The organism is Streptomyces sp. GL_148 (assembly GCF_057834205.1).
Genome location: NZ_CM174396.1, coordinates 3031056 through 3045945, shown reverse-complemented (window position 1 = coordinate 3045945; position 14890 = coordinate 3031056). Strand labels below are relative to the sequence as shown.

Sequence of the window (14890 nt, the reverse complement as noted above, 5' to 3'; positions counted from 1 at the left end):
GCGGGCCACCCTAGGCCGGGGACCTACCGGGAACGGAGCGCTGTGGCAGCTTCATGCAGAAAGGGCTTCGTGGAGCCGGCCCAAGTAGGCCTGCGCGGAAGGCAGGGATTCCAGCAGGAGGATCTGCTGGCGCCGGATCCGGACGAAGTGCTCGTCCGCCGTGCGCCGTAGTGCCGGGCGCGCCGCGAGACCGGGCTGGGGCGCGGCCGGCCCGCCGTCCGCGCCGGGTGCCGAGTCGGCCAGCGAGGACAGTACGGCGAATCCGGCGGCCTGGCCGGGTTCCGGGGGAAGGCCCTTGCGGTGGGCGTCCAGGAGTTCGTGCAGGGCGTCGGAGAGCGGCCGGGTGTTGCGGGCCCGCCAGAAGGCCGTGTCCCTCCGGGGCGCTGCCGCGTAGTGCAGTCGCGCGAGGTCCCGGGTCCGTGCGTGGCGCTGGCGGGCGGCGCGGTCGAAGCGCGCCGCCGGGGCCTGCGGAGCCGCGCGGGACGGCAGATCGCGGATCACCAGCTCGACTGCGGCGAGCACGTCTCCCAGATCGTCGCCCGGCCCGTCGGCGGCGAGGGGTTCGGCGACCGAGGCGGCCGCTCCCAGGGCCACACAGTTGTGCACCCATGTACGGGCGCTGCGCCCGGGGCGCAGACGGTGCGTGCGCACGGTGGTGTCCTCGGGCCGCAGCCCCCACAGCGCGCACAGGTCCCGGGCGGCGCCGTCCGGCTCGTGCAGCGCGCTCGGGAAGACGAGCCCGGCGCCGAAGCGGCCGGGCAGCGGCGTCTTCCAGGCCCAGCCGCCGGGCAGCGCGATCGCGGTTCCGAACGGTTCGATTCCTTCGGCCTCGGCCTCGGCCTCGGCCTCGTCGTCGTGGGCGACGGTGATGGTCACGGCGCTGTCGCAGGCCGGCTCGCCCGGCGCGCCGTCAGGGAGGAAGGGTTCGTCCAGAATTCCGTGGAACAGCCGGCTTTCCTGCCCTGTGCAGTCGAGGAAGAGGTCACCCGGAACGGCTGCGCCGTCCTCGGTGACCAGTGCGGTCACCCGGCCGGCCGCATCGTGACGGGCACCGGCCGCCAGCCCCGTCACGCACTGGACGCCGAGCTCGCGGATCGCCAGGGCGCGGACGAAGTCCCGGAGCATGCGCAGATCCACGTGCCACGCGTAGGGAAGGACGGCCCGGCCGTCCAGCAGACGCGGCGACCTCCGCGCGTCCATCAACGGCGGTTCGCGAAAGCACGCGTAGTCGAACGGTCCGGTCGCCGCGTCCTCGCCCGCCCGGAACCGCCAGAAGTCTCCCAGGGGTGCGTCCTCGCACCGGGGCATGTCCGCGTACGGCCGGTAGAAGTGGTCGGGACGCCCGGTGCGGAGCACACGGGCAGCGGATTCCGCAGGCCCTTCCGTACGCCAGTTCACGAATCGTGTGGCGACGCGGAAGGACGCGCAGCAGGCCCGCATCCACACGTGCTCGGGCACTCCCACGTGGTCGAAGAAGTCCCGCTGGAGGCCGGGCGGGACGCTGCCGATCCCGTGGGGCTGGGAAGCCCGCGCCGACCGGGCCGGCTCCTCCAGCACGGTCACGGACACCGTGGCGCGGAACGCGGCGGCCAGGCGTGCGGCCGCGATCCAGCCTGCGGCCGACCCGCCGGCCACGACGATCGAGCAGATGCTTCCGTTCATGGCGCACACGCTGCTTCCGGGGCCTGTACGCCGCCCCTGCGAAAGCTGTATCCCCGGCCGGAGGAGCGCCGGAGATCGCGTACAGGCGCGGGTCCGAACGTGGCCCCATGACCGACGCCATAGTGAAGCACCCGCTGGAATACCTCGACGAGATCGACCTGCGACAGGCGCAGACGCAGGAAGCCCTGCTCCGTGAGAGCCCGAACCCCTGGGCCGAGATGCTGGTGGAGTACGTCGACCAGTTGGCCGCACTCGTCGACGACGGTCCGTACACCGAAGGTCCCGAGGAACTGTGCGGGATCGAGGACGGGCACGCCGGAGGCTGCGGCTGACCGGCCCGTGCCGGGTCCGGTTCCGGACCCGGACCCGGCCCCGGACATGACGGTGCGGCCGGTCGCGGAGAACGCGAGCGGCCGCACGGCGGTCACCGCGGAGGCCGGACTCAGGCCGCCGCGAGTGCGGGAACGGGAGGCGGCACGGCGGGGGCCGGGACGGAGCCCCGACGCTCGCCGGCGAACAGCCGGACGAGCGGGCTGAACCGGTAGCGGGGCCACGGATCGCCGGCGCCGGCCGGCGCGGCCGCGGCCACCGTCCCGGGCAGTACGTCCGCCAGCCGCGCATCGGCCAGCCGGTCCAGCACGGCCTCCGCCTCGCCGGGCAGGATGCCCAGCAGAGCCGCGGCTTCACGGGCGGTCATGCCGGCCGGCCCGGCCGCCGCGGCCAGTCGGCCGAGCGCGTCCGTGGTCCGGGAATCGAGCGAGTCGGCCGCGGTCCGCAGAGCGGCCCGGACGTCGAGGCCGCCCAGGCGCAGTTCGTCCAGGCGGATCTCCTCCCGGGCCAGCCGAGCGGCGAGCCGGCCGGCCGGCAGGTGCGGATGGGCCGCGAGGCGGGCGCCGGCGATCCGCAGCGCCAGCGGCAGCAGGTCGCAGTACTCCGCGATCAGTGCGGCCGCCTCGGGGTCGTCGGTGAGCCGGCGGTCCCCGGCGATCGCGGCGAGCAGCCCGCCCGCCTCGCCGGGGGCCATCGCGTCCAGCCAGACCAGCCGGGCACCCTCCAGGGATGCGAGGGTGGCGTGCACGCCGGTGACGACCGCCCGACTCGGCCCCACACCCGGCAGGAGCGGCCGGACCTGCGCGTCGTCGGCGGCATTGTCCAGGACGATCAGCGCGCGGCGCTTGGCCAGCAGGGTCCGGTAGAGCTGGGCGCGCTCGTCGAGCGAGGCGGGGATCTGCTGCGGCGCGGTGCCGAGGGCGTACAGGAACCCGCGGAGCACCTCGCCGGGTTCGCGCGGGCGGGCACCGTCGGGTCCGCGGAGGTCCGCGTACAGCGAGCCGTCCGGGAAGTCCCCGCGGCACCGCTCGGCGGCCCGCAGGGCGAGCGCGGACTTGCCGGTGCCCGGTGCTCCGGTGACCACGACGTCCCGGTGCCCGCGCAGGGCGTCGAGGATGTCAGTGGTCTCGGCTCCGCGGCCGGTGAAATCGCCGGGGGCAGCGGGCAGTTGGGCGGGCACGGCGTCGGGCGCGCCACCGTGCCGGGCGGCAGGAGAGGCAGGGGCGGCAACGGCCGCAGGAACGGCAGCGGCGGCAACGGCCGCAGGGGCGGCAGGAGGGACAAGGGTGCCCGCCGACGCCGGCTCGGGTGCGGCGGGGCCCGCGAGCGTGCCCCTGAGGATCTCCTGGTGGAGGCCGCGCAGCTCTAGCCCGGTGTCGATGCCCAGGTCGTCGGCGAGCGCCCGGCGGCCCTCCTCGTACACCGCGAGGGCGTCGGCCTGGCGGCCGCAGCGGTACAGCGCGGTCATGAGCTGGCCCCGCAGCCGTTCCCGTACGGGGTGGGCGGTCACCAGCCGGGTCAGCCCGGGCACCGTGTCGTGGTGGCGGCCCAGTGCGAGCGAGGCCTCGTACCAGCCCTCCCGGACGGCCAGCCGGCTCTCCTCCAGCCGGGGGCCCTCGGCCCGGGCGAGCTCCTCGGTGACATCCGTGAGCGCGGGCCCGCGCCACAGCGCGAGGGCGTCCGCCAACTGCCGCTCGGCCTCGGCGTAGCGTCCGGCGCGCAAGTCGGCCCGTCCGGTCTCGGCCCGGCGGCGGAAGTCGGCCCAGTCGAAGGCGGAGCCGCCGATGTCCAGGTGGTAGCCGGGGCCGGTCCGCTTCAGGATCACGCCGGGGCCGAGGCGCGTACGCAGCCGCGACATGTACGTGTAGAGCTGATTGGTGCTGGTGGCGGGCGGGTCCCAGCCCCAGAGCAGAGCGGTGAGCCGTTCCTGCGGCAGGCGCGCGCCTTCGGCGAGCAGCAGGGCCGCCAGGGCGGCGCGTTGCTTGGACCCGTCGAGCGGGACCGGACGGCCGTCCGCGCCGGCCGAGACGGTGCCGAGAATCGTGAAGTCCATGCGGTCCTCCGGGTTGCCCGGGCCCGCCGTCACCGGTGGTCGGGCCGTATCCCGCGGACGCTACGGACCTGCTGTTACGCGCCGTGATCGATGCTCTTTCCCGCGGTCCTCAGGGTGATTTCGCGGTGGCGAAAGCGGTTCGAAATCGCTTCGGAACCGCCGTGACAGGGCCCTTCCGTAGCGTCGTTGACATGCCGAGGGGTCAACCGGTCCCCGCCATCGGACACCGCGTATCCACCAGGAGGCCGCCGCCATGATCAATTCCCTGCACTCGGGCCCGTCGTACGTCGTCGGAGCCTTCCTGCTGTCCGCCGTGGCGGCCTCCGTCGCCCCGGCGCTCGCCGCGCAGCAGCCCGTCCGCGACCCGGCCCCCGTGGTGGCGGCCGCCCCGTGGCAGGCGGTCCCGCAGCAGGGCCTCCTGGCGGACGACCCCTGGGTGTGACAGGCCCTAGTGCTGGACGAGCGCGAACAGTTCCGCGGAGCCGGGGGTCTTCCCGCTGCCGACCAGGTCCAGCAGCCGGACGGCCCGTGCGCGCAGGCCGGTGTCGCCGACCTGGGCGAAGAGCTCGGCCGCGGCGCGCAGCAGGCCCATCGCGCCCGCGTGGTCCGCTCGCAGCGACAGCACACTGCCGAGCACGACCGACGCGCGTGCCTCCAGATGGCGGTCCGGGACCTTCGAGGCCGTCAGGTGCGCCTCGCGCAGGATCGCCTCGGCCTCCTCGGTGAGCCCCTGGCACCACAGGGCCTCGCCCAGGGTGCACAGCGCGTGCGCCTCACCGCGCCGGTCACCGGCCGCCCGTACGAGATCCAGCGCGCGGCGGCTCGCCTCCTCGGCCTGTTCCCCGTCGCCCTGGTGGAGCAGTGCCTCGGCGAGCCTGACCGTGCTCTGCGCCTCCCCCCGGGTGCTGCCCAGGCCCCGGCTGCGCGCCACGGCCTCCGACGACAGCAGGAGACTCGTCTCCGGCCTGCCGCGCTCCAGTTCGATCCGGGCCAGGATGCCGAGCAGATACGTCTCCGAGTACCGGTCCCCGACCTTGCGGAACAGCTCCAGGGACCGCTGGCCGAGCTCCCGGGCGCGGTCGATGTTCCCGGCCTGGCGTTCGCACAGTGCCAGGTTCCGCAGCACCAGCGCGCGGCCCTGGTCCTCGTCCAGCTCCTCGAACAGCCCTAGGGCGCCCGTGAGATGGTCCAGCGCCGCGCGGTGGTTCCACTGGACGATCTCCAGGGTGCCGAGGGACTGCAGCATGGCTGCCTCGCCGAGCACGTCGCCCGAGCGGCGGACCGCGGTCAGGGAGCGGTCGACGCAGTGCCGCCAGTCCTCCAGGTAGTTGCGGCTCTGGAAGAGCGTGACGCTGGTCAGGGTCAGATCCCACGCGTACGCGGACTCGTTCTCCCGCACCGCCTGGTCGACCAGCCCGGTGATCGCCGGGCACTCGCTCTCGAACCACCCCATGGGGTCCTTCAGCAGGCCCTCCATCAGCGGTTGCGGCAGGGGAAACCGCGGCGCCGGTCCGTGGATCACCGTGAAGTCGCCGCCGTAGACGCGCCGGTGGGCCTCCGTGGCGAGACCGAGCCAGGCACCCAGCGCCCGGCGGAGGGCGGCCCGCCGCTCCTCCTCGGACTCCTCGGCCAGGGCGCACTCGCGGGCGAAGAGCCGGGGCAGTTCCTGGAACCGGTAGCGCACCTGGCCGTCCGGGGTGTTCAGCGGGACCAGCATCTGCGCGTCGACGAGCTCCTCGATGAGGTCCTCGGCGTCGAAGAGGCCGATGTCCAGCACCGCGGCGCCGGTCCAGGCGGCGAAGTCGGGAACGTTGAGTGTGCTCAGGAGCCGGAACATCCGTGCGGCGGCCCGCAGGTCGCGGTAGCTCAGCCGCAGACCGGCCCGCACGCCGCGCTCGTCCGGGCTGAGCTCGTCGAGCCTGCGGTGCTGGTCCTCCAGCCGGGACACGAGTGTCCGTACCGACCAGTGGGGCTTGGCGGCCAGGCGCGCGGCGGCGATGCGCAGCGCGAGCGGCAGCCGGTCGCACAGGATGCTGAGCCGGGCGGCGGCGGCCGGGTCGGCCGCGATCCGGTCGTTCCCGGCGGCCCGCGCGAGGAGCGCGATGGCCGCGTCCTCCCCCAGGGCGCCCAGGTGCAGCTGTACGAGTCCGTAGTCGCCGGCGAGCGAACTGCCCATGCTGTCACGGCTGGTGACCAGGACGCAGCAGCGCCCGCTCCCGGGCAGCAGTGGCCGGATCTGCCGGAAGCTGCGGGCGTCGTCGAGCACGATCAGTACTCTGCGCCCGTCGAGCGCGCTGCGGAACAGCTCGGCGCGCTCCTGGAGGTCGGCCGGGATCTGCGTGGAGGGCACACCCATCGCCCGCAGGAACCGGTCCAGCACGGCGCCGGGCTGGCGGGGGGTCTCCTCGGGATCGTAGCCGCGCATGTCGGCGAAGAGCTGGCCGTCCGGGAACCGGCCCGCCACCTGGTGGGCCCAGTGCACGGCGAGCGCGGACTTGCCGACGCCGGCGATGCCGGTGATCGAGCCCACGGCGAGCGCGCTGCCGTCCAGCTTGTCCAGCAGCCGGTCCAGAGCGGCGAGTTCGTCCGCGCGTCCGGTCAGGGCGGCGACCGAGGAGGGCAGGTGGGCCGGGACGAACGCGGGGGAGGAGGCGACCACCGGTTCGGCGGGGAGGCTGAGCACGGGGGCGTCCGCCAGGATGTCCTGGTGGAGCTGCTGGAGGGCGCGCCCGGGGTCGATGCCGAGGCGCTCGGCGAGCACCTCGCGGCCGACGCGGTAGGACTCCAGCGCCTCGGCGCGCCGGTCCGACCGGTACTGCGCGAGCATCAGGCAGTACAGCGCCTGTTCGCGCAGGGGGTGTTCACGGACGAAGGCGGTGAGCTCGCCGATGGCCTCGCGATGGCGGCCGCGCTCCAGTCGCAGCTCCATGTACTCCTCGTACACGGCGAGCCGCAGTTCCATCAGCCGGTCGGACTCGGCCTCGACGGGCTGGGCCGTGATGCCCTCCAGCGGCCGCCCGCGCCACATCGCGAGAGCCTCCTCGAAGTGGGCGCACGCCTCTTCCAGGCGGCCGCCGCGGGCCGCCTCCCGGCCCTCGGCCACGCTCTGCCCGAACTCCACCGCGTCGATGCGGTGTTCGCCCTGGAGCAGCATGTAGCCGGGGTGGCTGGTGACCAGGAGGTCTCCGGTGCCGCCGGCGGCCTTGAGGGCTTTGCGCAGGGCGGACACACAGATGGCCACCTGGTTGCGGGCGGTGGCCGGGGGGCAGCCGTCCCAGACGGCGTCGGCGAGCGCATCGATCGAGACGACGCGGTTGGGCGCGAGCAGCAGCATGGACATGATCGTGCGCTGCCGGCCGCCCTGCAGGACGACGGGCACGGTGCCGGAGTCGATGTTGAGCGGCCCGAGGATGCGGAATACCACCTGCGGCACGTACGCCTCCCTAGGTCACAGCCACTGCCGGTGTCCGAGGAGCCGATTCATACCGTTCATGACGCTCCGATAGTGATTAACAGGGGTCTGGCAAGTGGCTGCAACGCAGGTGGCAGGTTGCTGCCGCGGACCTCGCGGGACCGGCACCGCAGCCGGCCGACACCGCCGTCGGCCGGCACCGCCGTCGGCCGGTGCCCGCCGTCGCTGTCAGGGGCGGGCCATCCAGCACACGGGCGAGACCGCCTCCGCCCGGCCCCAGTCCGCGGCTTCGGCCGCCGCGGACGGCTGGGTGTGCTCCGGTCCGCCGGTCGCCGCCAGTGCGGTGAGCAGGGCCGTGACCACGGCCAGCTCCTCGGCCGAGGGCGTCCCCCGGATGATTGTGAAAAGGGTGGGGCCGAGCGGGCCCTCGAACGCTGACACCTGCATCGCGGTACGCCTCACATCGGGGGGTTGCCGTGCTTGCGGGACGGGATCGGGGCGTGCTTCGCGCGCAGCATGGCCAGGGCCGAGATCAGCGCGCCGCGGGTGCCGGCAGGGTCGATCACGTCGTCGACCAGGCCGCGCTCGGCCGCGTAGTAGGGATGCATCAGCTCGGCCTTGTACTCCTTGACCAGCTGCTGCCGGGTGGCCTCCGGGTCCTGCGAGGCCTGGATCTGCCGCCGGAAGACGACGTTCGCCGCACCCTCCGCCCCCATGACCGCGATCTCGTTGGTCGGCCAGGCGAGCGAGATGTCGCAGCCGATGGAGCGGGAGTCCATGACGATGTAGGCGCCGCCGTACGCCTTGCGCAGGATCACCTGGACCCGCGGGACGGTGGCGTTGCAGTACGCGTAGAGGAGCTTCGCGCCGTGACGGATGATTCCGCCGTGCTCCTGGTCGACCCCGGGCAGGAAGCCGGGCACGTCGACGAGCGTGACCAGCGGGATGTTGAACGCATCGCACATCTGCACGAAACGCGCGGCCTTCTCCGAGGAATGGATGTCGAGGACGCCGGCGAAGGACTGCGGCTGGTTGGCGACGATGCCGACCACCTGGCCGTCGAGCCGTGCCAGCGTGGTGATGATGCTCGTGGCCCAGCGCTCGTGGACCTCCACGTGCTCGCCGTCGTCGACCAGTTCCTCGATCACCCGGCGCATGTCGTACGGGCGGTTGCCGTCGGTCGGCACGAGCTCCAGCAGGGCGTCGGAGCGCCGCTCCGCGGGGTCGCCGGCCGGTACGGCCGGCGGCATCTCGCGGTTGTTGGAAGGCAGCATCGACAGCAGGTAGCGGACCTCGGCCAGGCACGTCTCCTCGTCGTCGTACGCGAAGTGCGCGACGCCCGAGACGCTCGAGTGCACGTCCGCGCCGCCGAGCCCGTTCTGGGTGATCTCCTCTCCGGTGACCGCCTTGACCACGTCGGGGCCGGTGATGAACATCTGTGAGGTGTCCCGCACCATGAACACGAAGTCCGTCAGGGCGGGGGAGTATGCGGCGCCGCCCGCGCACGGGCCCAGCATCACACTGATCTGCGGGATCACCCCCGACGCGCGCGTGTTGCGCTGGAAGATGCCGCCGTAGCCGGCCAGCGCCGAGACGCCCTCCTGAATGCGGGCCCCGGCGCCGTCGTTCAGGGAGACCAGCGGCGCCCCGGCGGCGAGGGCCAGGTCCATCACCTTGTGGATCTTGGTGGCGTGGGCCTCGCCGAGCGCACCGCCGAAGATCCTGAAGTCGTGGGCGAAGGCGAAGACCGTGCGGCCGTCGACCGTGCCCCAGCCGGTGATGACGCCGTCCGTGTGCGGTCTGCGGTCCTCCAGTCCGAAGCCCGTCGCCCGGTGGCGCCGCAGCTGTTCGATCTCGGTGAAACTGCCCTCGTCGAAAATCAGCGCCAGCCGCTCCCGGGCCGTCAGCTTGCCCTTGGCGTGCTGCGCCTCGGTGGCCTTCGCCACGCCGCCGAGGACGTCTGCGCGTATGCGCGTGAGCTCCTCGATCCGGTCCTGCATGGTCATGCTCAACTCCTTTGTCGTCTCTGACCCGTGCGTCAGTTGCTGTGGAACGCCACGTAGTCGCAGAGTGCGTCGAGCGCACGCCGCGCCGGGAGCGGCGGGAGGACGGCCAGTGCCGCCCGGGCCCCGGCCAGGCGCTGGTGCATGATGCCCCGGCACCGGTCCAGTGCTGTGGAGGTGCGGAACAGCTCCAGGGCGCGGCGGTGCGTGGCGGGGTCGGACACGGGGCCCTCCCGCAGCAGTTCCCGCAGCTCGATGTCGCCCGGTGTGTCCCGGCAGCCCTCGGCTCCGCCCTCCGCGCGGGCGAGGAGGACCGGCAGGCTGGGCACCCCCACCATCAGGTCCTTGCCCTGCTGCTTGCCCGTGCGCTCGGCCGGCGCCGTCAGATCGAGCAGGTCGTCGGCGATCTGGAAGGCGGTGCCGAGCAGTTCGCCGTACTCGCGCAGGGCCCGGGCGTAATGGTCGGGGGCGCCGGCCTGGAGGGCGCCGATGCCCAGGGACATCGACAGCAGCGCCGCGGTCTTGCCCGCGGTCACCTGGAAGTAGTGGGACACCGCATCCTCGTCGGGTGCGGGCCCGGTGAGCTCCAGAAGCTGTCCGGACACCAGCCGGCCCGCGGTCTGCGCGTTCAGGCGCAGCGCCTCCTGGCCGAGGCCGGCGGCGAGTTGCGTCGACCGGGCCAGCAGCCAGTCGCCGCCGAACACGGCCAGGCGCTCGCCCCAGAGCGAGTTGGCGCTGGGCAGCCCGCGCCGGGTGGCCGCCCGGTCCATCACGTCGTCGTGGTACAGCGAGGCGACGTGGACCAACTCCGCCACCACGGCCGCCAGGACCACATCGCCGGTCCACGGCTCCCCGAACTCGGCCCCGAGCAGTACCAGGAGCGGACGCAGCCGCTTGCTGTCGGCCGCCACGAGGTGCGCGGCGATCTCGGCGACGCGGGGGTCCGGTGCACTGCTCACGCAGTCCCGCAGCCGCTTCTCACTGGCGGACAGCCCCTCCCGGAGCGAACGTTCGAGCTCCGGCTCCTCCAGGGCCAGCTGTCCCAGGACGCTGTGGGCCGGAGCCGCCGCCTCGGATATGGAATGCGAGGGCAGTTGCTGGGCACCCATGAGAAACCTCTCTGCCGGTCTGACGGAAGCCATCTGAATTCACGAATGGCGAGGAGCGGTGGAACTCTCCCACCCGGGGCTCACGGAGAAGAACGGCTTTGACAGGAAGGTGCCACTACCTGCGAGTTGAGGCCTGCACAAGCACCGTGCCACCTTCCTGCCAACCTGCTTCCGGCGGCCTTGACGAGCCTTCTCGCCGATACGCTTGCACCGAAAATCTTGTTGATCAGCTGCTGCGGCAGTGAAGTATCTGTAAGTCGAAGGCAGGAAAAGTAAATTGTTCAAGCGTATTGCGGCCGTCGCCGTAAGCACGGTCTCCCTGGTCTGCGTCCTCGGCGGTTCGGCAGTGGCCGCGCAGCCCGGTCAGCCCGCGGACAACGGACAGCGGCAGGCCTGTGCGGGTGTGAAGTTGTCGGGTTCGCTGCCCGCGCCGCCCGCCGGCATGGCCGTCCGGCAGGAGGTCACCATCGGCGAGGACTGCAAGCCGAAGCTGGGCCCGGTCAGCTACGTGCCCGCCTCCGCGGCGGCCCCCGTCGCCGCTCCTTCCAAGGGCCGGGCCACGACCCTCGCCGCCCGCACCGATGAATCGGCGGCCACGACCGTGACCGGCGTGCGCGGGCTGCGCACGTGGAACGAGATGTACGACTGCTGCAACATCCGCATGACCGGCCTGTACACCACCTCGTCCTGGGACACGGCCTCCGGCCGCGTCACCCACGCGGTGACCGAGGCCCGGCAGGAGGGGAACCGTGAGCCGTGGAACGCCGGCTGGTCGCTGCAGTCCTCCGACCACCAGGCCGACTGCGTCACCGACTGCGCGGTGGTGAACTCCGAGGCGCGCGCCGACTTCACGTACAAGGGGATCTTCGACCCGTTCGGCAGCTGGTACGCCAACACCCACCGTTCCTACATCCAGATCAACGCCGACTCCTCGGCCAGCTGCCGCTTCGACGTGGAGCTGAAGCACACCTTCATCGGCTGGAACTGGCAGCGCGGCTGCGAGTGACACCCGGCAGGAGGCGCCCGGCAGGAGGCACCCGGCTCAGTGCCAGATCACGCGCACCGCGGGATCCAGCACCCAGCCCGCCACCTCCTGCCGGTCGGAGATCCTCAGTCCGGGACGCAGTGGGGCCTGCTCCAGGTCCCGCTGGGCCAGTGAGAAGCGATCGGCGGCCAGCAGCCCGCCCTCCTGCTGGAACCGGTCCAGGTCCGGGTCGCTGGCCGGTGCTGCCAGAGCCACTCCGTCCTCGACGAGGAACAGCAGGACGGCGCTCCCCGTCGTCAGGTGGGTCACCGCGTCACGGCGGAAGCCGTCCGGGGCCGCGTCCCGCCCCTGCGTCTCCACCAGCAGCAGCCGGCGCGCACTGCCGCACCGGTGCTCCCACTTCCCGCTCTTCCCGTTCTCCCCGATCACGCCCACCGGGCCGGGTGCCCTGCCGTCGTCGTCGTCCACCGAGGTCACCGCTCACCGGTCAGCACGCCGACGGCTGCGGCACCGCGCCGGTACGCTGCGCCGCGTCACCGAGCTCCATGGATGCGTCGATCACCGCGCCGAGCAGCAGCCTGCTCGGCGCGGCCGGCATGCGGGCCGGCGGGCCCGACAGTGCCAGCGCGGCCACCACCGGGCTGCCGTACCCCCGTACCGGAACCGACACGGTGACATGGCCCGGCACCATCGGGTCCGGGCCGTGCGCCCAGCCCTGACGGCGTACCACGGTCAGTTGCGCCGAGGTGAACCGCGCATGGCGCAGCCCCTCGCGCATCTCCTCGGGCTCCTCCCAGGCAAGCAGCGTCTGCGCCACCGGGCCTACGGTCACCGGGCGGGTCCGCCCGGCCGGCGGCAGGCCGGTGAGGGCGGCGCCGGCCGACATGGACACGCACATTTGCACACCGCCCCGGCGCCGGTACAGGCGGGCATCGAGCCCGGTCAGCTCCTGCAGGTCGTTGAGGATGTGCAGGGCCAGCCGCCCGAGCCGGTCCGGTTGCGTCCCCTGGGTGTGGCTGCCGATCCGGGGGCCGGGCACGAACCGGCCGTGCAGATCGCGGCCGAGCAGCTGGAGCCGCTCCAGCGCGACGGCGATCCGGTGGGCCGTGGGCCGGGACAGACCGCTGGCCGTGACGAGTCCCTGGAGGGAGACCGGCCCTTGTTCCACCACGTCCAGCACGACGGACGCCTTGTCCAGGACGCCGATGCCGGTCAGCCGCTGCGGCCTGTGTTCCGCGGCCACGCTCACGGGGTGGCCGCCCGAAGTGTGTGCGACGCGTTCAGCGCCGCGGTCGAGCTGTGCTTCCTGTGGTTCATGGACCCGCCCTCCGCGTGGTGTTCACCGCCGGCCTCAATCGGAAGGGAGGGCCCCGGCCGACTGAGGGGAAGCCGGCCGGTGCCCGTCCCTCACCCCATCCAACTCGGGCGGCGGAACGGGCCGCAATGAACCCTTCAGGAAGCTGCCAGCTGCCCGCCCGGCGGATCGGCCGGCTCCGCCGTTGCCTGGGCGCCCTCGGAGGGTCCGAACTGTGCAGGGGGCGGCAGCAGGCCGAGTTCGGCGGCCCGTACCCCGGCCTGGAAGCGGGAGTTCGCGCCGAGCAGTGCCATGATCTCGGCGACGTAGCGCCGGTAGGTGCGTACGGAGACCAGCAGCTCGCGTGCGGCGAACTCGTCGGTGACACCGGCGCGCAGGGCGCCGAGGATGCGCCGGGCCAGCAGGGCTTTGGTCCGGTCACCGAAGACGATCCGCTCGCCGGCCGGCACGGAATTGGCCCACACGCTGTCGAAGAGGGTGTGCAGGCTGTGCAGTACCTCCGGTAGCCGGATCAGGGAGGCCCGGCGCCCGGCCGCGGACTCGGCCACGACCAGGGCGGCCCGGTCGTCGACGATCAGCGCCTGCAGCGGGGGGACCCGGGCGACGCGGATCGCCGTCGGGTGCTTACGGCCGACCTGCTCGCGCACGTACGCCTCGTCGAGCAGGGTGGGAGTGGTCAACAGCCGTACGGAGACGCGTTCGTTCGCCTCGTATATCAGCTCCCGCTCGGGTTGCTCCCCGCGGTCCTCGGCGACGACGTGCCGCTCGTCGGCGGCCGGCCGGCGCGCGTGCACGATGTCGATGCTCTTGGTGGCGCCGCGGATCAGCTGATTGGCGGTGTCGAGCACGACGGCGTAGCTACCGCCGAGCGAGGTGATCAACTGCTCGTCGGTGGTCCGGTCCCGCTGGATGGCGACCGTCGATTCAATGAGTGCTTGCACGTGGAGCAGCGCCTGCTCCAGTTCGCTCTCCGGTCCTGTGGACACGTGAAAATCCGTTCCCCGTTGGCTTCTCGGCATGGTGGACAGCCGACCGCCCGTATCGGCGGTCGGCGGCGGTGGCCGGTCGCGATGGTCAGTCGCGGTGGCCGGTCGCAATGGGCGGTGGTCAGCGGTGGTGGCCGCTCGCGGTGGTCAGCCGCGATGGCCGGCCGCGACGGTCAGCCGTGCCGGCCGGTCGCGGTGGTCGGCCGTGCCGGCCGGTCGCGACCGGCCAGCAGGCCGACCTCGACGGCCCGGACGCCCGCCTGGAAGCGGGAGTTCGCGTCCAGTTCCCGCATGATCTCGGCGACGTACCGCCGGTAGGTGCGCACGGACACGTTGAGTTCCCGCGCGGCGGTCTCGTCCGTGTCGCCCGCGCTCAGCCGCTCCAGGATGCGGACGACGAGCTCGGAGCGCAGTTGCGGGCTGACCGCCATGGCCTCGTCGGGCGTACGTCCCCGGGACCAGGTGCCGGCGAACAGCAGTTCCAGCGCGCGGACCGCGGCGGTGTCGTGCACGACGGCGGCCTGGCCGTCGGCCGAGGCTGCGGCGCGCACGAGCGCCGCCGTGCCGTCGACGACGACGGTCTCGCGCAGTTCGGAGTCGGAGATGCGGACTTCGAAGCCGGGGTCCGCCACGTCACGCAGCAGCGCGAGGGTCGCGTCCATCGACGGGTCGGCGCCGCACAGCACGCGGACCGCGGCGCGCTCGGGAATGCGAGGCAGCAGCCGCAGCACGATGTTGGTCAGCTCGCCCGGCGCGGTCAGCACGATGCCCACGGAGTGGCGTGCCTGGTGGGTGAGCTGGTCGAGTGCGTTGGAGAGCAGTCCGGGGTCGGTGCGCACGACCGGAGGCGTGGCTCCCGCCTGCCTGCGGTGCAGCGAAACGGTCGATTCGATCAGAGCGTGGGCTTGCAGCAGCGCCTGTTCCAGATGTGTGGCGTGGCTGCGTGCAGCGGCGGCAGCGGCGCCATCCGGGGCCCTGGTGTCCACGTCGACGGGTGTACTCAACCTGCCAGCCCCCGTCTGCTGCTCAGGCTCC

At 73.0% G+C, this 14890-nt stretch carries 13 protein-coding genes; 3 read left to right on the top strand and 10 right to left on the bottom strand.

Features of this window, described 5'->3' with window-relative positions; genetic code table 11:
* Positions 1-51: 51 nt before the first annotated feature.
* Entirely contained in the window at positions 52-1662 is a 1611-nt protein-coding gene (locus tag AC3IYI_RS13995) for a tryptophan 7-halogenase (protein ID WP_489410488.1), read from the bottom strand.
* Between the two features lie 107 nt (positions 1663-1769).
* On the opposite strand from AC3IYI_RS13995, the gene AC3IYI_RS13990 reads away from it, so the two are divergent.
* Entirely contained in the window at positions 1770-1994 is a 225-nt protein-coding gene (locus AC3IYI_RS13990) for a DUF6269 family protein (protein WP_489410487.1), read from the top strand.
* A gap of 110 nt (positions 1995-2104) precedes the next feature.
* Here the strand turns inward: AC3IYI_RS13990 and AC3IYI_RS13985 are convergent, their stop codons facing one another.
* The gene (locus tag AC3IYI_RS13985) at positions 2105-4045 is read right to left on the bottom strand and encodes an AfsR/SARP family transcriptional regulator (RefSeq protein ID WP_489410486.1); all 1941 of its coding nucleotides are present in this window, start codon (positions 4043-4045) and stop codon (positions 2105-2107) included.
* Between the two features lie 253 nt (positions 4046-4298).
* Between AC3IYI_RS13985 and AC3IYI_RS13980 the strand changes: the two genes are divergently transcribed.
* On the top strand, positions 4299-4487 hold the full coding sequence (locus AC3IYI_RS13980; protein WP_489410485.1) for a hypothetical protein: 189 nt from the start codon (positions 4299-4301) through the stop codon (positions 4485-4487).
* A gap of 6 nt (positions 4488-4493) precedes the next feature.
* Here AC3IYI_RS13980 and AC3IYI_RS13975 read toward each other — a convergent pair whose 3' ends face one another.
* From AC3IYI_RS13975 to AC3IYI_RS13960, 4 genes are all read right to left on the bottom strand, one after another.
* The gene (locus AC3IYI_RS13975; protein WP_489410484.1) at positions 4494-7478 is read right to left on the bottom strand and encodes an AfsR/SARP family transcriptional regulator; all 2985 of its coding nucleotides are present in this window, start codon (positions 7476-7478) and stop codon (positions 4494-4496) included.
* Positions 7479-7685: 207 nt separating this feature from the next.
* Complete coding sequence (locus tag AC3IYI_RS13970) at positions 7686-7904, bottom strand: acyl-CoA carboxylase epsilon subunit (protein WP_489410483.1); 219 nt, start codon at positions 7902-7904, stop codon at positions 7686-7688.
* Positions 7905-7915: 11 nt separating this feature from the next.
* A complete protein-coding gene (locus AC3IYI_RS13965; RefSeq protein ID WP_489411527.1) occupies positions 7916-9457 on the bottom strand; it encodes an acyl-CoA carboxylase subunit beta in 1542 nt (513 codons plus the stop codon).
* Between the two features lie 38 nt (positions 9458-9495).
* Positions 9496-10569 (bottom strand): polyprenyl synthetase family protein, encoded by a 1074-nt coding sequence (locus AC3IYI_RS13960; protein ID WP_489410482.1) that lies wholly within the window; start codon positions 10567-10569, stop codon positions 9496-9498.
* Between the two features lie 277 nt (positions 10570-10846).
* On the opposite strand from AC3IYI_RS13960, the gene AC3IYI_RS13955 reads away from it, so the two are divergent.
* Positions 10847-11575, top strand: coding sequence for a hypothetical protein (locus AC3IYI_RS13955; RefSeq protein ID WP_489410481.1), 729 nt, complete (start codon positions 10847-10849; stop codon positions 11573-11575).
* Positions 11576-11611: 36 nt separating this feature from the next.
* On the opposite strand, the gene AC3IYI_RS13950 is transcribed toward AC3IYI_RS13955, so the two are convergent.
* The 4 genes from AC3IYI_RS13950 to AC3IYI_RS13935 all read right to left on the bottom strand — a co-directional run bounded on the left by AC3IYI_RS13950 (position 11612) and on the right by AC3IYI_RS13935 (position 14841).
* A complete protein-coding gene (locus tag AC3IYI_RS13950; RefSeq protein WP_489410480.1) occupies positions 11612-12022 on the bottom strand; it encodes a hypothetical protein in 411 nt (136 codons plus the stop codon).
* Positions 12023-12041: 19 nt separating this feature from the next.
* The gene (locus AC3IYI_RS13945) at positions 12042-12797 is read right to left on the bottom strand and encodes an IclR family transcriptional regulator (protein WP_489410479.1); all 756 of its coding nucleotides are present in this window, start codon (positions 12795-12797) and stop codon (positions 12042-12044) included.
* Positions 12798-13006: 209 nt separating this feature from the next.
* On the bottom strand, positions 13007-13855 hold the full coding sequence (locus tag AC3IYI_RS13940; RefSeq protein WP_489410478.1) for a LuxR family transcriptional regulator: 849 nt from the start codon (positions 13853-13855) through the stop codon (positions 13007-13009).
* A 173-nt stretch (positions 13856-14028) separates the two neighbouring features.
* Complete coding sequence (locus tag AC3IYI_RS13935) at positions 14029-14841, bottom strand: helix-turn-helix transcriptional regulator (RefSeq protein ID WP_489410477.1); 813 nt, start codon at positions 14839-14841, stop codon at positions 14029-14031.
* Between the last annotated feature and the right edge of the window lie 49 nt (positions 14842-14890).